This window comes from Streptomyces sp. NPDC058469 (assembly GCF_042721125.1).
Lineage (GTDB): Bacteria > Actinomycetota > Actinomycetes > Streptomycetales > Streptomycetaceae > Streptomyces.
Map to the genome: position 1 here is coordinate 1 of NZ_JBHXME010000144.1, position 20,625 is coordinate 20,625.

The following is a 20,625-nucleotide window of genomic DNA, read 5'->3' on the forward strand; positions in this document are numbered from 1 at the left end:
ATCCGGTGCAGGCCCTGAAGGAGATGAAGCGGGTGACCAAGCCGGGCGGGTTCATCGCCGCCCGCGACGCGGACTACGCGGTGATGACCTGGTACCCGGAGGTGCCGGTCCTGGACGACTGGCTGGACCTGTACCGGCGGGTGGCCCGTGCCAACGGGGGCGAGCCGGATGCCGGGCGCCGTCTCAAGTCGTGGGCACTGCGGGCGGGGCTGACGGACGTCACGGCCACGTCCAGCACCTGGACGTTCCACACTCCGGACGAGCGGGCCTGGTGGAGCGGCCTGTGGGCGGACCGTACGGTCGCGTCCTCGTACGCGGGGGTCGCGGTCGAGGGCGGCCATGCGACCACCGAGGAGCTGGGCGCCGTAGCGGAGGCGTGGCGGGAGTGGGGGAAGCAGGAGGACGGCTGGTTCGCCGTGCTGCACGGGGAGATCCTCGGCCGCAAGGACGTCTGATCCGCCTGATCGGGGGCACCCGGCGGTCAGGAGGTTACACACTATGGTTCCGATCCTGATCGTCCTTCTGCTGGCGCTGATCCTGTTCGGTGCCGGATTCGCTGTGAAGATCCTCTGGTGGGTGGCGCTGATCGTGCTCGCCGTGTGGCTGCTCGGCTTCCTGGTGCGCGGCACCTCGGCGGGCGGCAGCCGAGGACGCTGGTACCGCTGGTGACCGGCCGTCCCACTCCGGACGCGTAGCACCGCGTCACAAGACATCGAGCCCGTGTCACGCCGAGAGATCGGCGTGACACGGGCTCATGGCGTTCAGCTCACTCAGCTCACGACGGCCGTCTCCACCAGCAGCCGCCCGGCCGTCGCGATCGACTCCGCGTCGATGCCGGCCGCGTGCAGCTGCTCGGCCGGACTCGCCGAGCCGGGCATGGTGCGTACGGCGAGACGGACCAGGCGCGGCACCGGCCGGCCGTCGAGAAAGGCGTCCAGGACCGCGTCCCCGAGGCCGCCCTCGGGATGGTGGTCCTCGACGGTGAGCAGACAGCCGGTGTCCTCGGCGGCCTGGCGCAGGGTCTCCCGGTCGACGGGCTTGACCGAGTACAGGTCGACGACCCGCACCTGGATGCCCTCGCGGTCCAGCGCGTCGGCGGCGGCCAGCGCCTCCGGCACGGTCACCCCCGCCGCCACGATCGTCATCCGGTCCCGGCTGGAGAACCGCAGCACCTTGCTGCCGCCGACCGGGAACTCCTCGTCGGGGCCGTACACGACCGGCCCGGCGCCGCGCGAGGTCCGCAGATACCGGACGCCGTCGAGGCCGGCCATCGTGGCGACGAGGTGGGCGGTCTGGTTGGCGTCGCACGGGTACAGCACCGTCGAGCCGTGCACCGCGCGCATCATCGCCAGGTCCTCAAGGCCCATCTGGGAGGGGCCGTCCTGCCCGATCGACACGCCCGCGTGCGAGCCGACCAGGTTGATCCCCGCGCCGCTCACGGCAGCCATCCGAATGAAGTCGTACGCGCGCGTGAAGAACGCCGCGAACGTGGAGGCGTACGGCACCCAGCCGCGCGCCGCCAACCCGACGGCCGTACCGACCAGTTGCTGCTCGGCGATGTAGCACTCGAAGTAGCGGTCGGGATGCTCCTTGGCGAAGAACTCGGTACGCGTGGAGTCCCCGACCTCGCCGTCGAGCGCGACGATGTCGCCGCGGGCGGCGCCGAGCGCGACGAGGGCCTGGCCGAAGGCGTCGCGGGTGGGCACGTCGTCGCCGCGGTCGTAGCGCGGGAGCTCCAGGTGGTCGGCGCGTACGGAGTGCAGCGCGCGGGCGGCGGAGGGTTCCCGCACCTGGACGCGCAGATCACGCGGGCCGCCGAGTTCGGCGATCGCCGCGTCCGCGTCGGGCAGCGGTTTGCCGTGCAGGCCCTCGCGGTCCTGGACGGAGGCGACGCCCTTGCCCTTGAGGGTGCGGGCGAGGATCACGGTCGGCTGACCGCTGGTGGACGCGGCCTCGCCGTACGCGCGGTCGATCGCGTCCACGTCGTGGCCGTCGATCTCGGCCGTGTGCCAGCCGAAGGCCTGGAACCGGCGGGCGTAGGCGTCCAGGTCGTGTCCGTGCCGGGTCGGGCCGCGCTGGCCGAGCCGGTTGACGTCGATGATCAGGGTGAGGTTGTCGAGGTGTTCGTACGCCGCGTGCTCGGCGGCCTCCCACACCGAGCCCTCGGCCAGCTCGCTGTCCCCGCACAGCACCCACACGCGGTACGCGGTGCGCTCCAGCCGCTTGCCGGACAGGGCGATGCCGACGCCGACGGGCAGTCCCTGGCCGAGCGAGCCGGTGGCGGTCTCGACCCACGGGAGCCGCTGCGGGGTGGGATGCCCTTCGAGGCGGCTGCCGAGGGTGCGGAAGGTGAGCAGTTCGGCGTCGTCGATCGCGCCGGCGGCCTTGTAGGCGGCGTAGAGCAGGGGTGAGGCGTGTCCCTTGGAGAGGACGAAGCGGTCGTTGCCGGGGTGGGCGGGGCGGTCGAAGTCGTAGCGGAGGTGGTGCGCGAGCAGGACGGCCATCAGGTCCGCGGCGGACATGGAGGACGTGGGATGTCCGGAGCCCGCCGCGTCGGCGGCCCGCACACTGTCCACGCGCAGTTGCTGTCCGAGTTCGACGAGTTCACCGGTGTTCATGAGACTCCTTCGGAGGGTGTTCGTGCGAGGTGTTCCGCGTCCCCCTGATCAAGCCGCCCAAACACGTGCCGAACGGTCACCGGGATCGCCCGAAAGGATCACCACGGCCCGCCCGCCCCAACTAGGCTTGTCCGTATGGAGATTCTGGGAGCCACGCTGCGTATCTGCGTCGACGACCTGGAGACCGCCGTCCCCTTCTACGAACGGCTCGCGGACGGAACCGCGCTCCGTTTCGAGCGGGGTGGCGTGTCGGTGGCCGCGGTCGGCTGTTTCCTGCTGATGAGCGGGCCTCCGGCGGAGCTGGAGGTGCTGCGCAAGGTCGCGGCCACCATCGCCGTCAAGGACGTCGACGAGACACTCGCGGTCCTGACCGAACTGGGCGCCCACATCGTCGCGGGCCCCATCGCCTCACCGGCGGGCCGCAACCTGATCGCGATGCATCCGGACGGAATGGTCTACGAGTACGTGGACCGGCGGGGCTGATCGGCGACCGCCGGTCCACGGTGGGTCTCAGTACGTTCCCGGGCGCATCCGGAAGTCGTAGCGCGTCGGCAGCGGTTCGTCGGTGAGACGGGCCCAGAGTCGGCCGATCGACTCGGCGCCCTCGCGCAGGTCGGCGACCTCGAAGCCGTCGGTGAAGACCGCCCACGCGTCGTCGCGTCGCCCTTCCGCGAGCAGCAACTCGGCCTGGAGCAGCAGGAATCGGCCGCGTTCCCGGGTGCCGGGGTGCAGCATGTCCCACACGGCGCGGGCGTCGGCCGTCCGCCGCACCCGCAGCAGCGCCTCGACGGCCTCGCGGCCGAGCGCGGCCGTGGCGGCGGTCCACCGCTCCCCGGCGTCGCGCCGCTCGTGACACAGGTCCGCGAAGGCCTCGTTGTACCGGTCGGCGGCCCGCTCGTGGTTCCCCGCCTCCTGATCCGCTACGGCGAGACAGCGCAGCAACGGCCAGAGCGACGGGGCGAGTTCGAGGGCCCGCTCCCAACTGCGCACCGCCTGCGCCCGATCCCCGGCGTGCCACTGGGCGATACCGAGGTGGTACTCGGTGAGCGGGGTGGCGGGCGCGGTCTCCAGCATGTCCCGCCAGTGCGTGGCGACCAGCGTCTCCCCGGGCGGCCGGACCCGGCGCGGCTCGGGCAGGACACCGCTCCGCAGGAGTTCCGCCCAGGGCGCCTGGGCCTCGCCGAGCGTGGACTCGTCGAACGGCGTGCCGGGCAACTTCCAGTCCGTGCGCAGGACTTCGAGGGCGCCCCAGCCGGAGCCGGTGGCGAGGATCTCACCGGGTTCGGTGTCTGCGTGCGGCTTCCAGGCGGCGTAGGCGGCGTCGAAGTCGGCGCGGGGCAACACGGATTCGAGCCGCGCCTGCGCACCTTCCACGACGGCGGACCACTCCCCGTCGGCCCGCGCGTCGAGCGGCCCGTACGCCTCCAGCCAGGAAACCTCGCTCTCCGGTTCGAGCCGCACGTGCTCCAACTGCGTCCGGGCCAGGCCCGCTTGAATCTCGCAATAACCCCCGGTACCCGGCTCGGTGAGCCATTCCTGCCAGCGCCGGCCACCGCCGCCCGTGCCCCACACGAACAGCTTGCGGCCCCGCAGCACGTCGGTGGACGTCTGCACCAGCCCGTGCCCGTCCGCGTCGAGCGCGGCGATCCAGCGGCGCCGCCCGTCCGGCATCTCGTAGAAGTAGTCGGCGGCGTAAGGGCTGTTGAGGGGATACGTCCGGTCCACCGCGTCGTACGACGGCACGGGCACCCGGCGCAGCCGCCGCTCGTATCCGAAGTGCCAGGCCTCCAACGCCGGTGCGAGGACCCGGCGTTCCTCCGGCACGGCGATGTTGGACCACCAGTAGGTGGGCGCGGGCCGCTCGTGCGGGTTGCGGATGCGGACGCCGACGTAGAGGAAGTCGGAGCCGTCCGGGAGCCAGAGGTCGACCTGGAAGGGGAGGTCGCGGAGGCGTTCCCACTCCCACAGGCGGAGCATCTCGCCGCCGTCGGGGGCGGGGACGCGGGCGGCGTGCAGGGGTGCGCAGGACAGGGTGGTGTGGCCGGTCGCGCCGATGTTCCACTCGATGCCGCCGGAGAACCAGGCGCCGTTGAGGGCGAAGTTGGCAGGCTGCAACACCGGGTTGCGGTACAGGAGTTCACGGTCGGTGGGCTTGTGGACGAGGGAGGCGATGCGGCCGCCGAGGGCGGGAAGCACGGTGGCGCACAGCCGGTCGTTCTCGATCACGAGGGCGTCGATCTCGCGGGGTGTGCGGTCTCTGTCGTAGCCGTCCCGGACGCGGGTCGGCAGCAGGCTGCGCAGGGGTTCGTAGCCGACCTGGCGGAACATGTCGCGCGGCAGGTCCTCGCGGTCGCGGTCGTCTATGCGGTGTGCCTCGTCGAGCGGACGCAGTGGGGGCAGCGGGTTGTCGGGACCCAACTCCGCGGCGGGCAGCGTCAGTACCTCACGTCGGATCGTCGTCACGATCACCATGGAACCCGGCAACGGGTGCGGTGGCCAGGGGCATTGCCAGTCAGGATTCCGCAAAGACGGGGCCCACGGGAAGCGGGCGGAAAAATCCGCGTGCGGTCGCCGCCCACCGACGTACAGTCGGGCCGTTCGACGACATGGACCGAGGAGTGGAACGGCTGATGGGCGAGCAGCACACGTACCGGGTGATCGTCCGGGGCACCTGGGACGCGCTGACGGACGAGGCGCGGGAGCGGCTGCTGGCCGAGTCCGCGGAGCACGGGATGCTGAGCATGCGGTTCACCGAGGAGGGCTCGCTCAGTTACGATCCGTCGCCGCTCAAGCACTTCTCGTGGCGGTATGTGGTGGTGTCGGACGCGGCGGACGGCGAGGAGATGGCGGCGGCGCTCGCGGAGGACCGCGCCGAGACCGCGCTGAAGGGCCTCGGATGGGGGCACCTCCCACGCCCTTAAGGCAGTGGGGGAGGCTTCCGTGACCTGAAGTCGACGGTCACGGACCTCGACACGATGAAGGTCAACCGGAAGTCCGCATCTCGGCGGTGATCGCCCAGCGCTCGTGGTCCCGCCACGCGCCGTCGATGTAGATCATGTTCGGCGAGAAGCCTTCGAGGCGGAACCCACAGCTGCGGGCGAGACCGATCGACCCGGCGTTGCCGGGCTGCGCGTTGATCTCCAGCCGGTGCAGCCGCATCGGCCCGAAGGCGTGCCCCACCACGAGGTTCATCCCCTCGCGCATCAGCCCGCGCCCGGCCGCGTGCGCGAAGGCGCCGTATCCCAGCGCACCGCACTGGAAGCCGCCCTGGACAATGTTGTTGATGTTGATGAACCCGGCGATGCCCCCGCCGTCCACCTCGCACACAAGGAACCCGGCCTTGGTCGGATCCTGGATCAGCCGCCCCGCGTAGGCGGTGTACGCGTCCCCGCTCGCCGGCGGGAACAGCCACGGCTGGTGCAGATCCTTGCTCTCCCGCGCACGCGCGGTGAACTCGGCACCGTCCTCGTACGTGAAGTGACGTATGCCCACTCGGGGGCCCTCGGCAAGATAACGGGATGCGGTGTGCGGCATCCCGTCACCTTAGTTCGGGGCTAGCGGCGCCGTCGCATGAAATACCACCCGCACAGGGCGCCGATGATCGCCGTGCCCAGCAGCGCCATCCACAGAGGCATGGTGACCTCGGGAATCAGCAGGCGGATCTTCGTGGCACGGGTGTTCTCGAAGATGAAGATCAGGGCCAGCACGGCGAGCAGCAGAACCGTGATCCGGGCGGGCGTCAGCACACGTTCCCGCTGGCCGGTCCTACCGCCGCTCTCGGTGGTCTTCGGGCTCATGACTCCAGGGTGAGCCCGAATCCACCATTACGCACGGTGAGGGAGTGCCCCCGGGTGACTCACTGCCCGACGACGGGCAGCTCCAGCACCCCGGTGTCGTTCGGCGAGCTGACCACCGTGACCGGCTTGATCCCCCGGTTCCCGGTGTACGCGTCGTCGCTCGCCGCGATCACGAACCGCAGCCGGTGCCCCTTCGTGTACCGGTGCACGATCCCCGGCAGGGTCACCGTGAAGCTCTTCGTGACGTCCGGTACCCGGACCGGGGCGACCAACCGGTGGACCAGCGTCTTGGTGCCGTCGGGGGCAACGTCGTAGAGCTTGGCGAAGAGGACCAGGTTGTCGGCGGCGTCGCCGGAGTTCTGGACGCGCTGCGCCTTCGGGGAGACGGCCTTCAGCGTCGCCTTCGGGGCGCCTACGACATCCGTCGTGCGCGTGAGGGGTTCACTGGTCCAGCCCAGGTAGGTGCCCGCCGTGTCGTACGGTCCCGGGTCCGGCAGGCCGATCGTTCCGCTCAGCGAGCTCTCCGAATGGCTCGTGGGGACAAGCCAGTTGGAGTAGTTACGGCTGCCGCGCGCCACCTTCGCGCGATTGTCGACCAGCTTGCCGTCGCCGGAGAGGTAGAACTTCTCGTCGAGGGCGGGGAGTTGGTTCGTGGTGGCGTAGGTGTGGGCGGGGTCCGTGATCCAGTCGCGGTAGTAGGCGAAGGCAGGTCCCGTGTCCGTGTTCTTCCGCCGGAGCAGGTACCGGTCGAACCAGGCGAGAATCCGCTTCCCGACGTAACTCGACTCCAAGTTGCCCTGGCCGAGGTCGAGTTCACCGGAGGCGGGGTCGGTCGTCCCCCCGCTGTGCCCCCACGACTGCCAGATCATCTTGGCGGTCGTCCCCTGCGCCTTCAGCGTCTTGTACGTCGCCGTCGCCTCGTTGAGGTTGAACAGGCTGTCGGCCTGTCCCTGGACGAGGAGCGTCGGTGCCTTCACCTGGTTCAGATACGACACCGGCGAGACGCCGTGCGCGTACGCGAGCAGGTCCGCCGTCGCCTTGGCCGGATAGCTCCCGGAGTTCAGCGTGCGGATTATGGCGCAGGCCCGGGTGACGAAGTGCACGCAGGTGAGGGAGTTGATCCGGGTCGGGTCGAGGCTCGGCACGGTCAGGGGCTGGGTCTCGCCGATGAGGTAGAAGCCGTTGGTCCACTGCCATTTGAAGGCGCCGGGCACGGTCCGACCGCCTGTGCCGACCGCGTTGTTGGGGTCGAGGGAGTACGCCAGGTCGTTCCAGGTGATCAGGGGGACGAGCGCGTCGACACGGTGGTCCACGGCCGCCGTCGCCAACTGGATCGCGCCCCCGTACGATCCGCCGATCATCCCGACGCGCGGGTCGCCCTTCGCGTCCAGCGTCACGAAGTCGGCCCTGGTCCCGTCGTCGGCGGCCCGCGTCCCCGCCAGGAAGTCGATCAGCCCCGACGCGGCCCTCCCGTCGATGCCCGGGTCGTCGAGCGAGACGAGACACCCCGACCTGCCGAAGCCGAGCCCGGAGTAGACGAGCCCGACATAGCCGCGCTGCGCGAAGTCCTTGCCGATGGCGTCCGTCGAGCCGTCCGACTTGCTGCCGCCGAAGCCGTTGGTCGCCAGTACGGCGGGCGCCGGGTGGGCGCGGTCCACGCCCGCGGGCCGGTACAGGTCGGCGTCGACCGTGCAGTCGCGGCCACCCGCGGGGACGGTGAACTTCAGCGCGGTGACGGTGTATTGGTCGGCGGCCGCGGCGGGGCGGCCCAGGACGAGCGGTGCGGTGAGGGTGAGCGGGGCGGTGAGAGTGAGAGCCAGCGCGGCGCGGATTCCAGGCGCACGACGGGACACAGGGACCTCCACACTGAGGACAACCCGACTGAGGACAAAGCGACTTACCGACTGGTAAGTACCGGTCGAATGCCATGGTGTGACACGTGTCAGGCCAGGTCAATCACCGTGAGGGGTGTTTCTTGACAGGAATTCAACAAGTGGGCGGCTAGCGCAGCGCGGGCTCGTCCAGCATCAACGTGCCCGCGTCCGCGTCCAGTTCGGCCATCACGCCGAGCGGTATCGTCAGCGCCCCGTCGCCGTGCCCGAAGCCGAACTCCTCCACCACGGGCACACCGAGTCCGCCGAGCCGGTCGACGAGCACCGGGCGCAGTTTCTCGTACGGGCCGCAGCCGGCCCACGAGCCGAGCACGATCCCGGCCACGCCGTCCAGCCAGCCGCTGCGCAGGAGTTGGGTCAGCATCCGGTCGATGCGGTACGCCAGTTCGCCGACGTCCTCGATCAGCAGCAGCCCGCCGCGCGCACCGGCCGGCGCGTGCGGGGTGCCGAGGTCGGAGGTGAGCAGGCTCAGACAGCCGCCGAGGGTGACGCCCCGGGCCCGTCCCGGCACCAGCGCGCCGCCGCCGTTCGGGACGGCGTGGATGGCGCGTACGGACTCCGGGTCGAAGAGGGTCGCCCTCAAGTGCTCCTGCGCGCGGGCGTTCTTGATGAAGTCGGCGCCGGCCGCGGCGGGTCCGTACAGGGTGACCAGGCCCAGCCGTGCGGCGAACGCCTGGTGCAGCACGGTGGGGTCGCTGAAGCCGACGAACACCTTCGGCCCGGCGGCCCGCATCGCCTCCCAGTCGAGCAGGTCGACGATGCGCTGCACGCCGTAGCCGCCGCGGGCGCACAGGACAGCGGCCACGGACGGGTCGCACCAGGCGTTCCGCAGATCGGCCGCGCGGTCGGCGTCCGTGCCTGCCAGGTAGCCCAACTCGGCGTGCCGGTCCCGGACATGGGGTGTCACGACCGGATCGAGGTCCCAGCCGCGCAGGATGTCGAGGCCCGCCTCCAGCCGTTCCTCGGGCACCGGCCCGCTGGGCGCGACGACCGCCACGCGGGCGCCGGGGGCGAGTCGGTACGGCCGTACGAGCGGGGTCACTTGGTGAGCTCCAGGGTCGGGACGCCGGGCGGGTCGATGCCGAAGACCTGGGCGTACAGGGAGAGTTCGGCCTCCAGGGCGCGGATCATGGTGTCGGCGCGGCGGAATCCGTGGCCCTCGCCCTCGAACGCGAGGTACGCGTGCGGCACTTGGCGTCCCCGCATCCGCTCCAGGAAACGTTCGCACTGGACGGGCGGGCAGATCACGTCGGCCAGGCCCTGCATCAGCAGGAAGGGCGCGGTGACGCGGTCGGCGTGCTCGACGGGTGAGCGTTCGGCGTAGCGGGCGGGCATCTCGGCGAGGGGTCCGACGAGGGTCTCCAGGTACCGGGACTCGAAGTCGTGGGTCTCCCCCGAGGCCCAGTTGGCCAGGTCGAGGACGGGATAGATGATGGTGCCGCAGGCGTAGACGTCGGTCGTCACGAGGGACGCGGCGCTTGTCCAGCCGCCCGCGCTGCCGCCCCGGACGGCGAGCCGGGCGCGGTCGGCGGTGCCCTCGTCGGCGAGGGCGAGCGCGACGGCGGCGCAGTCCTCGACGTCGACGACGCCCCACTGTTCGCGCAGCCGGTTGCGGTACTCCCGGCCGTGCCCGGTCGAGCCGCCGTAGTTGACCTCGGCGACACCGATGCCCCGAGAGGTGAAGTAGGCGATCTCCAGGTCGAGGACGAGCGGCGCCCGGCTGGTGGGTCCGCCGTGCGCCCAGATGACGTACGGCGGCAGTTCGTCTCCCGGCGCGGCCCAACTCGGGTTGTGCGGTGGGTAGATGTGGGCGTGGATCTCGCGTCCGGCGGGGCCGGTGAAGGTCCGGATCTGCGGTTCGGGGTAGTGGGCGGGGTCCACGGGGTCGTCGTGGGCGGCGCCGATCACCCGGGCCCTGCCGGTGCGGGTGTCGAGTTCGACGACCTCGTAGGCGCTGCGCGGGCTGGCCCCGACGCCGACGATCCGCTCGCCGTTCACCGCGAGCGTGGACGCGAACTCGGTCCAGGGTCCGGCCGCGTCGACGACCTCGCCGGTCTCCGGGTCCAGAATCCCGAGCGCGGTGGCGCCCCGGCCGTGCACGACGGCGATCGGACCGCTCTCCAGGGGCGCGAACCAGCGCTGGCCCAGCTTCCACAGCGGCCCGCCGAACTCCTCCTCGCGTGTGCACAGCGGCTGGTGGTCGCGGTAGAGGTTCCACCAGCCGGTCCGGTCGCTGGCGTACAGCAGCGAGCCGTCGAAGGCCCAGTCGACCTGCGCGATCGACTCATCGGGCCCGCCGGCGACGATCCGCGGCTCCCCGAACGTGCCGTCGTCCGCCACCTCGGCGAGCAGCAACTCCGTGCCGTCCCACGGCATCCGCGGATGATCCCAGGCGAGCCAGGCCGCCTGCCGCCCGTCGGGCGAGACCCGCGGCCCGGACACGAACCGGTGCCGGTCGTCGGTGAGTTCGCGTACGGCGTGCCGGTCCTCGGCGGCGGATCCGTCCAGCGGTACGGCGGCCGGCACGCGCCGTACGTCACCGGGTTCCTCGCCGGTGAACTCCTCCAGCACGCACCACACTTCACCCAGGTCCAGGCGCAACTGTGGTTCGGCCCAGCGGAGTCCGTCGCCCACCGGTGACAGGGGGGTGAGCGGGCGCGGCTCGCTTCCGGGGTCGTAGCGGTAGAGGCGCTGGTCGGTGAAGTTCGCGAACACCACGAGCGGTCGCTCGTCCTGGACGGCTCCGGCCCAGGGCAGGCCGCCGTACTCGATGACCCTGCTGCGGACGTTCCACGGGGCGGGCAGCACGGACTCCTCGGAGCCGTCCGCGCGGCGGCGGACCAGGGTGCGGCGGCCGCCCTCGGTGGGCCGTGGTTCGGTCCACCAGGCCTCGTCGCCGACGAAACCGACGTACTCGGGGTGTCCGTCGTGCGCGGCGGCGAGCGCCGCGTCGATGGGCGAGGGCCACGAGCCGTACGCCAGAGTCCGCATGTTCTCCCCCACTTGCTAGGCCGTCCTCAGGAAGCGGTCCAGGACGCGGACGCCGAAGTGCAGTGCCTCGACCGGGACGCGCTCGTCGACTCCGTGGAACAGCGCCTGGTAGTCGAAGCCCTCGGGGAGCTTCAGCGGCGCGAAGCCGTAGCCGGTGATGCCGAGGCGCGAGAACTGTTTGGCGTCCGTACCGCCGGACATGCAGTACGGCACCACATGTCCCTCGGGCGCGAACTCCTCGACGGCGGCCCGCATCCGAGCGTAGGTCAGCGAATCGACCGGTGCCTGGAGGGCCACCTCGCGGTGGTGGAACTCCCAGTCGACTTCCGGTCCGGTGAGCCGGTCCAGGGTGGTGCGGAACTCGTCCTCGCCGCCCGGCAGATAACGTCCGTCGACGTAGGCCACGGCCTCGCCCGGGATCACGTTGACCTTGTAACCGGCGTTCAGCATGGTCGGGTTGGCGCTGTTGCGGACGGTGGGCTCGACGAGTTTCGCCGCCGGGCCGAGCTTGGTGAGGAGTCCGTCGATGCCGTCGGGGGCGTCGAGTTCAGGGGCGATGCCGTACAGGGCGGCGAGTTCGGTGAGCGCCGCGCGGACGGTCGGGGTGAGCCGTAGCGGCCATTCGTGCTCGCCGATGCGGGTGATCGCGGCGGCGAGACGCGTGACGGCGTTCTCGTGGTTGACCTTGGAGCCGTGGCCCGCCCGGCCGTGCGCGGTCAACTTCAGCCAGCCGGTGCCGCGTTCGCCGGCCGCGATGGGGTAGATCTCCCGGCCGCCGCCGTCGTGGAAGGTGAACGCCCCCGATTCGCTGATGCCTTCGGTGCAGCCCTCGAAGAACACGGCGTGCTGGTCGGCGAGGAATCCCGAGCCGTCCTCGGCGCTCGCCTCCTCGTCGGCGGTGAACGCGATCACGAGGTCGCGCCGGGGCCGTACGCCCTGCCTCGCCCAGGCGCGCACGACGGCGAGGATCATCGCGTCCATGTTCTTCATGTCGACCGCGCCGCGCCCCCAGACGACCCCGTCGCGGATCTCGCCGGAGAACGGGTGCACGCTCCACTCCTCGGCCTGCGCGGGCACCACGTCCAGGTGACCGTGCACGAGCAGCGCGTCCGCGGAGGGGTCGGTGCCCTCGATGCGGGCGACGACGTTGGTTCGGCCCTTGGTTCGTTCGAGGAGGACGGGTTCGAGGCCCGCGTCGGCCAGTCGCTCGGCGGCGTACTCGGCGGCGGGTCTCTCCTGGCAGTCGCCGCCGCCCCGGTTGGTGGTGTCGATGCGGATGAGGTCCGAGGTGAACGTCACGACCTCGTCCAGGGCCCGCTCGTCGATGTCAGCCATACTGCTCCTCCACCGCGGCCGAGACGATCGTGGTGACCGCCTTGAAGGTACGAATCCCCTCGTACATGGTGTCGCTGGTGTACGCCACCTTCCGCTCCCCGACCCGACCGACACCGGGCACCACGGTGGCGGCCATCGCGAGGTGCTCGGCGTCGAATTCGAGGGCGACGGTGAACGGGCCGCCCACTACCGGTTCCTGACGGACCGCCAGTTGTGCCGCCTCCTTCGCCGCCGCGCGGATGTCGGCGGCGGTCCTCGCCGGCGTACGGCACACGGCCGCGTACCGCGACACGTGGTCCTTGACGGCCACCTTCAACGCCTCGGGCGCGTACCCCAGGGCGTCCTCGCAGGCCACGTCGTCACCGGTGACCAGGACGACCGGTACCCCGTACTCGGCGACGACATGCGCGTTGAGCAGTCCCTCGCTCGCGCGCACGTCGTTCAGCCACACGCCGGTGATCGAGTTCGCGAGGTAGGTGTGCGCGAGGACGCCCTCCATGCCGGCGCCCGCGTGATAACCGACGAACGCGATGCCGTCGACGTCGCCGTGCTGCACGCCCTCCACCATGGAGAGGGACTTGTGGCGTCCGGTGAGCATCTGCGTGCGCTCGTCGAGCTGTTCGAGCAGCAGGTTGCGCATCGTCCAGTGCGCCTCGTTGACGAGCACCTCGTCGGCGCCGCCGTCGTAGAAGCCGAGGACGGCCGCGTTCACGTCCGAGGTGAACATCGAACGGCACCGCTCCCACTGGGGCGTCCCCGGCAACACGTCGGCCGGCCAGGTGACGCCGGTGGCACCCTCCATGTCGGCGCTGATGAGGATCTTCATGGGGCATCACGTTACGCGCCGACGGGGAATCCGCCAGGAAGAAGCGGTGCGGAATTGAACGACGTTGGATCGCGCAAGAACTTGCGTGACTTGCGTTCACTTTCGTTCAGTAGACGCAAGCGCACGCAAGCCAACTCCCGTGTAACTCCAGGACGATGAGCGCTTCTGGTGAATATTGCGCTGTTCCAGCTGTAGACCCGCTCACGTCGCTCTGCAATATTTCGATGAAACAACGCAAAAAGCTGCCTCTCAGGGGCAGCATGCACCTCGTCACCTCGCACCTTTCTGCTCCTGCACCACTCCCTCCGCCAGGAACGAGCCGCCCTCGCCGCCCCACCGGCGCGCGAGCCTCCGCAGGAAGTGACCCCGTATGACTCGACTGACGCGACACAAGCAGAGATCTCCCAGGCGGCGCGCGGCGATCGCCGCGCTCGCCTCCGCCGTCATGGTGCTGGGCCTGCCCGCCGTCGGCGCGCACGCGGCCGGCGGTCCCAACGTCGCCGCGGATGCCAGGACCACCGCGGGCAGCACCCGCGGCGCGCACAAGGCGACCAACATCACCGACGGCGACACCGACACCTACTGGCAGGCCGGGAAGAAGTCGGCCCAGTGGGTGCAGACCGACCTCGGAAAGAGCAAGCGCGTCCGGCAGGTCGTGCTGCGGCTGCCCGAGGGCTGGCAGACCCGCAAGCAGACGCTGGCGCTTCAGGGCAGCGCCGACGGCAAGAGCTTCGCGACGCTCAAGTCCTCGGCGCAGTACGTCTTCAGCCCCGGCGACGACAACACCGTGAAGATCTCGCTGCCCGCGACCCTCGCCCGGTACGTACGGGCCGACTTCAGCGCCAACTCGGTCACCGGCACCGGCCAGTTGGCCGAGATGCAGGTCCTCACGACCACCGCGTCGACCCCCAACCTCGCCCAGGGCAAGCCCTTCAGTGAGAGCGGGCACGCCGATGTGTACGGCGCGGCCAACGCCGGTGACGGCAACCGCGACACCTACTGGGAGAGCACGAACAACGCCTTCCCGCAGTGGCTCCAGGTCGACCTCGGCGCGTCGGTCAAGATCAACCAGGTGACGTTGCGGCTGCCGAGCAGCTGGCCGAGCCGTAGCCAGACGCTCAAGATCCAGGGCTCGACGGACAACCAGAACTTCACCGACCTGACGGCATCGAAGGCGTACGCCTTCGACAGTTCCACCGACCGTTCGACGACCATCGCCCTCGACACGGTCACCACGCGGTACGTGCGCGTGCTGATCACGGCGAACACCGGCTGGCCCGCCGGGCAGGTGTCCGAGCTGGAGGTCTACGGACCGGTCACCGGTGACACGCAGGCGCCCACCGCGCCGACCAACCTGAGCTACACCGAACCGGCCACCGGGCAGATCAAGCTGAACTGGAGCGCGGCCACCGACGACACGGCCGTGACCGGCTACGACGTATACGCCAATGGGCAGTTGAGGTCGAGCGTCGACGGGAACGTCCTGACGTACACCGACACGCAGCCGGCCGGCAGTGACATCACGTACTTCGTGCGGGCCAAGGACGCGGCGGGCAACGTGTCCGCCAACAGCAACAGCGTCACCCGCAAGGGATCGACCGGCGACACCCAGGCGCCCGCCGCGCCGGGCAACCTCGCCTACACGCAGTCGGGCAGCGACGTGAAGCTCACCTGGCAGGCGTCGAACGACAACGTCCAGGTCACCGGCTACGACATCTACGCCAACGACCAGGTCGTGAAGTCCGTCGCGGGTGACGTGACTTCGTACACCGACACCCCGTCGGCGACGGCCACGGTCACCTACTACGTGAAGGCCAAGGACGCCGCCGGGAACGTGTCGGTGGCGAGCAACAGCGTCACGCGGGCCGGTAACGGTGCCGGCTCCGACCTCGCCCAGGGCAAGCCCATCGAGGCCTCGTCGTACACCTTCACCTATGTCGCCGCGAACGCCAACGACGGTCAGGTCAGCACCTATTGGGAGAGCGGGGGCGGTGCCTACCCGGCCACCCTCACCACCAAGCTGGGCGCCAACGCCGACCTCAGTCAGGTCGTCGTCAAGCTCAACCCGGATGCCGCGTGGTCGACGCGCACGCAGAACATCCAGGTGCTCGGACGCGACCAGGACGCGACCGCGTTCGCGAGTCTCGTGGCCGCGAAGGACTACACGTTCAACCCGTCGAGCGGCAACACGGTGACCATTCCGGTCTCCGGCGCCGCGGCCGACATCCAGCTCAAGTTCGCCTCCAACACCGGTGCTCCCGGCGCTCAGGTCGCCGAGTTCCAGGTGATCGGCACCCCGGCCGCCAATCCGGACCTCAAGGTCACCGGCATCACCCACACGCCCGCGGCCCCGGTCGAGTCGGACGCCATCAGCCTGACGGCGACCGTCACGAACAGCGGCAGCAAGGCGTCCAAGGCCACCGACCTGAACTTCACGCTCGGCGGCACGAAGGCAGCCACGGCGGACGTCCCGGCCCTCGCGGTCGGCGCGTCGACGACGGTCACCGCGAGCATCGGCACCCGGGACGCGGGCAGTTACCCGCTCGGCGCCGAGGTGGACCCGTCGAACAAGGTCATCGAGCAGAACGAGGCGAACAACGTCTTCACCGCCTCCGACGCCCTCGTCGTCAAGCCGGTCTCCAGCTCCGACCTGGTCGCCGCACCGGTCGCCTGGACCCCGTCCAGCGCCTCGGCGGGCGACAACGTCACGTTCACCGTGGCGATCAAGAACCAGGGGACGGTCGGCTCGGCCTCCGGCGCCCACGGCGTCACGCTGACGGTCCTGGACGCGGGCGGCGCCACCGTCAAGACTCTCACCGGCTCCTACAGCGGCACCATCGCCGCCGGCCAGACGACCGCACCCGTCAGCCTCGGCTCATGGACGGCCGTCAACGGCAAGTTCACCGTCAAGACGGTCATCGCCGACGACGCCAACGAACTGCCGGTCAAGCGGACCAACAACACCACCACACAACCCCTGTTCGTCGGCCGCGGCGCCGACATGCCGTACGACATGTACGAAGCCGAGGACGGCACGGTCGGCGGTGGCGCCAAGGTCGTCGGTCCGAACCGCACCATCGGCGACATCGCCGGGGAGGCGAGCGGCCGCAAGGCGGTGACCCTCAACTCGACCGGCCAGTACGTCGAATGGACCACCCGCGCGGCGACCAACACCCTCGTCACCCGCTTCTCCATCCCCGACGGCACCACCACCACGCTCGACGTCTACGTCGACGGCCAGTTCCTCAAGGCCATCGACCTCACCTCGAAGTACGCCTGGCTGTACGGCAGCGAGACCGCGCCCGGCAACTCGCCGAGCTCCGGTACCCAGCGCCACATCTACGACGAGGCGAACCTGCTGCTCGGCAAGACCGTCCCGGCCGGCGCCAAGATCCGCCTGCAGAAGGACGCGGCCAACACCTCGACCTACGCGATCGACTTCATCAACACCGAGCAGGCGACGGCGACTCCGAACCCGGACCCGGCCTCCTACGCGGTCCCGGCCGGCTTCTCCCAGCAGGACGTGCAGAACGCGCTCGACACGGTCCGCATGGACACCACGGGCAAGCTCGTCGGTGTCTATCTGCCCGCCGGTGACTACGAGACCTCCAGCAAGCTGCAGGTCTACGGCAAGGCGGTCAAGGTCGTGGGAGCCGGGTCGTGGTTCACCCGCTTCCACGCCCCCGCCTCGCAGGAGAACACCGACATCGGCATCCGGGCCGAGGCCACCGCGAACGGTTCGTCGTTCACCGGCTTCGCCTACTTCGGGAACTACACGTCCCGAATCGACGGACCGGGCAAGGTATTCGACTTCTCCAACGTCTCCAACATCACCATCGACGACATCTGGGTCGAGCACATGGTGTGCATGTACTGGGGCGCCAACACCGACAGCATGACCATCAAGAACTCGCGCATCCGTGACACGTTCGCCGACGGCATCAACATGACGAACGGCTCCACGGACAACCACGTGGTCAACAACGACGCCCGGGCCACTGGCGACGACAGCTTCGCGCTCTTCTCGGCGATCGACGCGGGCGGGTCCGACGAGAAGAACAACCTCTACGAGAACCTGACGTCGACGCTCACCTGGCGTGCGGCCGGTATCGCGGTCTACGGCGGCTTCAACAACACCTTCCGCAACATCAGGGTCGCCGACACCCTGGTCTACTCCGGCATCACGATCTCCTCCCTGGACTTCGGCTACCCGATGAACGGCTTCGGGACCGATCCGACGACGATCGAGAACGTCTCCCTGGACAGAACGGGCGGCCACTTCTGGGGCTCCCAGGTCTTCCCCGCCATCTGGGCGTTCTCGGCCTCCAAGGTCTTCCAGGGCATCCGGGTCAACGACGTGGACATCGACGACTCCACCTACGGAGGCGTGATGTTCCAGACCAACTACGTAGGCGGCCAGGCGCAGTTCCCGGTGAAGGACACCATCTTCACCGACATCTCCATCACCAACTCCAAGAAGAGCGGAGACGCGTTCGACGCCAAGTCCGGGTGGGGCATCTGGGCCAACGAGTTGCCCGAACCCGGTCAGGGACCCGCCGTGGGTTCGGCCACCTTCGTCAACCTGCGGATGAGCGGCAACGCCCAGGACATCCGCAACACCACCAGCACCTTCACCATCAACGTCCAGTAACTCCCGTCGGCACAGCGCCACATGGAGCGGGGCCGCCCTTGCGAAAAGGGCGGCCCCGCTTCGGCGTGTGCTACCAGCCGACGGCGACCAGGAGCCACTGCGGACTGGCGTGGGAGATGAAGGAGGACTGGCCCGCGACATCGTCGTAGGGGAAGCCGTAGGCAAGCTGGTTGATGGCGTTGTCGTGCCAGAACTTGGCGTAGTAGTTGGCGGGCGCCGCCTTGTAGAACTGCGCCGGGTCGGACTGCTGCGACGCCGGCAGGGTCGCCACATGGCGGTTGAGAGCGGCGCACATGTTGGGGTCGGCGGCCAGCGAGCCGGCGCAGCCGAAGATGTCGGAGGTGGCCGCGTTCACGCCCACCGACTGGGCGTACGACGTGAAGTAGCCGGCGTTGGCGCCACCCGCGCGGAAGCTCGGGTCGCTGCCGGGCGCGATGATGCGGTACGGCGCCTGGGTCTGGGCCAGCACCTTGAACTGGGACGGCACCGCGTCGGTGAAGCGCTGGAAGGTGGTCGCGCGGTCCTCGGCGAAGGTCGCCCGGTTCTCGCCGACCTCGGTGTCGTAACCGTCCTTGCTGTGCAGGCGCATGGCGAGCTTGAGGCCGAAGGCGTCGACGCGGGTGGTGTTGCCGTTGAAGACGTTGGCGCCGACCGTGAACTCGATGAAGTCGTAGTAGGCGCTGGTGGGCGAGCCCAGGTAGAAGTACATACGGCCCGCGGAGTTGGCCGGCATGTCCAGATAGGGCTGCTCGGCGATGGAGTGCGTCTGCCCGTTGAAGCTCCAATACACCTGGCTGTCGGGGTACTTGCCGTTGGTGCGGTTGAGGATCTTCACCTCTACGGCGTTGTTCGCCGCGGGGATGTCAGTGGTGCTGCCCCAGAAGTCGTCGGGCGGGGTGGTGCTGCCGGGGCCGTAGACCTGGAACTCCCAGAGGGAGTAGCCGTATGGGGTGGCGCGGGCGGTGCCGTAGAGCCGGACGTACCGTCCGCTGCCGGTGACGGTGAGGTTCTGGGTGCCGCCGGTGGCGGTCGTGGTGGAGTAGACGGTGGTCCAGGTGGTCGCGTCGGTCGAGGTCTGGATCTGGTAGCCGGTGGCGTAGGCGGCCTCCCAGTTCAGCGAGACGCGGGTGAGCTGCTGGACGGAGCCGAGGTCCACCGACAGCCACTGCGGATCGGCGAAGGCGGAGGACCAGCGGGTGCCGGTGTTCCCGTCGACGGCCGCGCTCGCGGGGAAGGACCCGTTCTCGGTCGAGGACGCGGTGGCGGGCCGTCCTTGGGACAGCAACTGGTCGGCGGCGCGGGCGGGTGAGGGGCTCAGGGCGGCGAAGAAGGCGACGATCAGGACGACGACCAGACCGAGAGCCGTACGGGAGCGCAGGGCTCCGGTCGGAGGTCTGACGGATGTGCCGGCGGGCGTCTGCATGGGGGGTCTCCTCAGCGGGGTTGGGAGCGCTCTCCCCGGGTTGTAGTCCCGCCCTTGCCCGCCGTCAACAACTGAAGCCGAATCCACAGCCGTTCGTCGATGCGGGCGCTCATGGCGAAGCATCCGTTCAGGATCCGACCGCAGGTCTCGCTCCGACCGTCCCTGTTCCTCCACCACTTGACGCGTCCGGTATGGACCTTTCCGCACGATGGCAGAGTGGTCACCGGAACATCGCACGCACGGCGAGAACAGCCTTGGGAGAGAAGTCCGTTGAACTCCGGAACCCCGGCCCCTGACAGCTACTACGAGCGCATCGACGAGCACCGCTACAAGCCCACCGCTCACGCGGGCGGCGCCTGGGACCCGGACGAGCTGCACTTCAGCCCGCTCGGCGGGCTCGTCGTCCACGCCATCGAGCGTCAGTTGGCGGCGCGGCCGGACAACGGGCTGGTGATGGCGCGGATCAGTTACGACATCCTGGGCCGGCTCGCCCTCGACGAGTGCGAGATCCGGGTGGAGGTCGTCCGCCCCGGCCGCACGATCGAGCTGGTCGAGGCCGTGGTGCTGGTCGCCGACCGGCCGGTGGTGCGGGCCCGGGCGTGGCTCCTCGCCACGGTCGACACCGCCGCCGTGGCGGGCGGCGCGGACGAACGGCTCACCCCTCCCGAGCAGTTGGCCCCCTGGGAGATGGGCGCGCTGTGGCCCGGCGGATACATCGCCTCCCTGGACGTACGGCCGCTCGCGCCACCCCGGCCGGGCCGTACGACCGCCTGGGTCTCCACCCGGCACGCCCTCGTCGCCGGTGAGCCCAGCAGCCCGCTCGCGTCCTATCTCGCGCTCGTCGACACCGCGAACGGCATCGCCGTACGGCAGCCGCCGACCGCCTGGATCTATCCGAACGTCGACCTGACCGTCCACCTGCACCGCCAACCCGAGGGCGACTGGACCGGGTTGGACACGACGGTCACCTTCGGACCCACCGGGCAGGGCCTCACCAGCACCGTCCTGCACGACGTCAACGGCCCGGTGGGACACGCGCAGCAGATGCTCACCGTGCGGCCCGTGCCGGAGCGACAAGGGTGAAGTGGGAGG

General features: G+C 70.0%; 14 protein-coding genes and 2 pseudogenes. 6 read left to right on the forward strand and 10 right to left on the reverse strand.

Going from position 1 to position 20,625, the window contains the following annotated elements; all coding sequences use genetic code 11:
* Both ACFWP5_RS40510 and ACFWP5_RS40515 read left to right on the forward strand, forming a co-directional pair.
* Positions 1-455 (forward strand): annotated as a pseudogene (locus ACFWP5_RS40510) (SAM-dependent methyltransferase); the annotation flags it as partial.
* 43 nt (positions 456-498) lie between these two features.
* The gene (locus ACFWP5_RS40515; protein ID WP_384168864.1) at positions 499-669 is read left to right on the forward strand and encodes a hydrophobic protein; all 171 of its coding nucleotides are present in this window, start codon (positions 499-501) and stop codon (positions 667-669) included.
* A gap of 101 nt (positions 670-770) precedes the next feature.
* On the opposite strand, the gene ACFWP5_RS40520 is transcribed toward ACFWP5_RS40515, so the two are convergent.
* Positions 771-2,618, reverse strand: a complete 1,848-nt coding sequence (locus tag ACFWP5_RS40520) for a transketolase (RefSeq protein ID WP_384168867.1) — start codon at positions 2,616-2,618, stop codon at positions 771-773.
* Positions 2,619-2,753: 135 nt separating this feature from the next.
* Here ACFWP5_RS40520 and ACFWP5_RS40525 point away from each other — a divergent pair, with 135 nt between their 5' ends.
* Positions 2,754-3,101, forward strand: coding sequence for a VOC family protein (locus tag ACFWP5_RS40525; protein WP_384168870.1), 348 nt, complete (start codon positions 2,754-2,756; stop codon positions 3,099-3,101).
* Positions 3,102-3,128: 27 nt separating this feature from the next.
* On the opposite strand, the gene ACFWP5_RS40530 is transcribed toward ACFWP5_RS40525, so the two are convergent.
* The gene (locus ACFWP5_RS40530; protein ID WP_384168873.1) at positions 3,129-5,090 is read right to left on the reverse strand and encodes a DUF5107 domain-containing protein; all 1,962 of its coding nucleotides are present in this window, start codon (positions 5,088-5,090) and stop codon (positions 3,129-3,131) included.
* A 158-nt stretch (positions 5,091-5,248) separates the two neighbouring features.
* On the opposite strand from ACFWP5_RS40530, the pseudogene ACFWP5_RS40535 reads away from it, so the two are divergent.
* Positions 5,249-5,629, forward strand: a pseudogene (locus tag ACFWP5_RS40535) (DUF6204 family protein).
* On the opposite strand, the gene ACFWP5_RS40540 reads toward ACFWP5_RS40535, so the two are convergent.
* The 7 genes from ACFWP5_RS40540 to ACFWP5_RS40570 all read right to left on the reverse strand — a co-directional run bounded on the left by ACFWP5_RS40540 (position 5,601) and on the right by ACFWP5_RS40570 (position 13,459).
* Positions 5,601-6,152 carry a GNAT family N-acetyltransferase gene (locus tag ACFWP5_RS40540; protein ID WP_384168876.1) on the reverse strand — a complete coding sequence of 184 codons (552 nt, stop codon included), beginning with the start codon at positions 6,150-6,152 and terminating at the stop codon, positions 5,601-5,603. The pseudogene ACFWP5_RS40535 and the gene ACFWP5_RS40540 sit on opposite strands and share 29 nt — an antisense overlap.
* 20 nt (positions 6,153-6,172) lie before the next feature.
* Complete coding sequence (locus ACFWP5_RS40545; RefSeq protein ID WP_266864038.1) at positions 6,173-6,415, reverse strand: LapA family protein; 243 nt, start codon at positions 6,413-6,415, stop codon at positions 6,173-6,175.
* A gap of 59 nt (positions 6,416-6,474) precedes the next feature.
* Positions 6,475-8,268: a CocE/NonD family hydrolase gene (locus tag ACFWP5_RS40550; protein WP_384168880.1), complete on the reverse strand. Its 1,794-nt coding sequence runs from the start codon at positions 8,266-8,268 to the stop codon at positions 6,475-6,477.
* A 148-nt stretch (positions 8,269-8,416) separates the two neighbouring features.
* Complete coding sequence (locus ACFWP5_RS40555; protein WP_384168883.1) at positions 8,417-9,349, reverse strand: LD-carboxypeptidase; 933 nt, start codon at positions 9,347-9,349, stop codon at positions 8,417-8,419.
* Positions 9,346-11,298: a prolyl oligopeptidase family serine peptidase gene (locus ACFWP5_RS40560; RefSeq protein WP_384168886.1), complete on the reverse strand. Its 1,953-nt coding sequence runs from the start codon at positions 11,296-11,298 to the stop codon at positions 9,346-9,348. The genes ACFWP5_RS40555 and ACFWP5_RS40560 overlap by 4 nt, the downstream gene beginning before the upstream one ends.
* Positions 11,299-11,313: 15 nt before the next feature.
* The gene (locus ACFWP5_RS40565; RefSeq protein ID WP_384168893.1) at positions 11,314-12,633 is read right to left on the reverse strand and encodes a M20/M25/M40 family metallo-hydrolase; all 1,320 of its coding nucleotides are present in this window, start codon (positions 12,631-12,633) and stop codon (positions 11,314-11,316) included.
* Positions 12,626-13,459, reverse strand: coding sequence for a M55 family metallopeptidase (locus ACFWP5_RS40570; RefSeq protein ID WP_384168895.1), 834 nt, complete (start codon positions 13,457-13,459; stop codon positions 12,626-12,628). The genes ACFWP5_RS40565 and ACFWP5_RS40570 overlap by 8 nt, the downstream gene beginning before the upstream one ends.
* Before the next feature lie 370 nt (positions 13,460-13,829).
* On the opposite strand from ACFWP5_RS40570, the gene ACFWP5_RS40575 reads away from it, so the two are divergent.
* Positions 13,830-18,110 (forward strand): discoidin domain-containing protein, encoded by a 4,281-nt coding sequence (locus tag ACFWP5_RS40575; RefSeq protein ID WP_384168898.1) that lies wholly within the window; start codon positions 13,830-13,832, stop codon positions 18,108-18,110.
* Positions 18,111-18,180: 70 nt separating this feature from the next.
* Here ACFWP5_RS40575 and ACFWP5_RS40580 read toward each other — a convergent pair whose 3' ends face one another.
* The gene (locus tag ACFWP5_RS40580; RefSeq protein WP_384168901.1) at positions 18,181-19,533 is read right to left on the reverse strand and encodes a beta-1,3-glucanase family protein; all 1,353 of its coding nucleotides are present in this window, start codon (positions 19,531-19,533) and stop codon (positions 18,181-18,183) included.
* 270 nt (positions 19,534-19,803) lie between these two features.
* Here ACFWP5_RS40580 and ACFWP5_RS40585 point away from each other — a divergent pair, with 270 nt between their 5' ends.
* On the forward strand, positions 19,804-20,616 hold the full coding sequence (locus tag ACFWP5_RS40585; protein WP_384168904.1) for a thioesterase family protein: 813 nt from the start codon (positions 19,804-19,806) through the stop codon (positions 20,614-20,616).
* Positions 20,617-20,625: the final 9 nt, after the last annotated feature.

Excerpts from the sequence above, each read along its gene's own strand:
- ACFWP5_RS40515 (WP_384168864.1), top strand. The coding sequence starts at position 499 with ATGGTTCCGATCCTGATCGTCCTTCTGCTGGCGCTGATCCTGTTCGGT.
- ACFWP5_RS40520 (WP_384168867.1), bottom strand. The coding sequence starts at position 2,618 with ATGAACACCGGTGAACTCGTCGAACTCGGACAGCAACTGCGCGTGGAC.
- ACFWP5_RS40525 (WP_384168870.1), top strand. The coding sequence starts at position 2,754 with ATGGAGATTCTGGGAGCCACGCTGCGTATCTGCGTCGACGACCTGGAG.
- ACFWP5_RS40530 (WP_384168873.1), bottom strand. The coding sequence starts at position 5,090 with ATGGTGATCGTGACGACGATCCGACGTGAGGTACTGACGCTGCCCGCC.
- ACFWP5_RS40540 (WP_384168876.1), bottom strand. The coding sequence starts at position 6,152 with ATGCCGCACACCGCATCCCGTTATCTTGCCGAGGGCCCCCGAGTGGGC.
- ACFWP5_RS40545 (WP_266864038.1), bottom strand. The coding sequence starts at position 6,415 with ATGAGCCCGAAGACCACCGAGAGCGGCGGTAGGACCGGCCAGCGGGAA.
- ACFWP5_RS40560 (WP_384168886.1), bottom strand. The coding sequence starts at position 11,298 with ATGCGGACTCTGGCGTACGGCTCGTGGCCCTCGCCCATCGACGCGGCG.
- ACFWP5_RS40565 (WP_384168893.1), bottom strand. The coding sequence starts at position 12,633 with ATGGCTGACATCGACGAGCGGGCCCTGGACGAGGTCGTGACGTTCACC.
- ACFWP5_RS40570 (WP_384168895.1), bottom strand. The coding sequence starts at position 13,459 with ATGAAGATCCTCATCAGCGCCGACATGGAGGGTGCCACCGGCGTCACC.
- ACFWP5_RS40575 (WP_384168898.1), top strand. The coding sequence starts at position 13,830 with ATGACTCGACTGACGCGACACAAGCAGAGATCTCCCAGGCGGCGCGCG.
- ACFWP5_RS40580 (WP_384168901.1), bottom strand. The coding sequence starts at position 19,533 with ATGCAGACGCCCGCCGGCACATCCGTCAGACCTCCGACCGGAGCCCTG.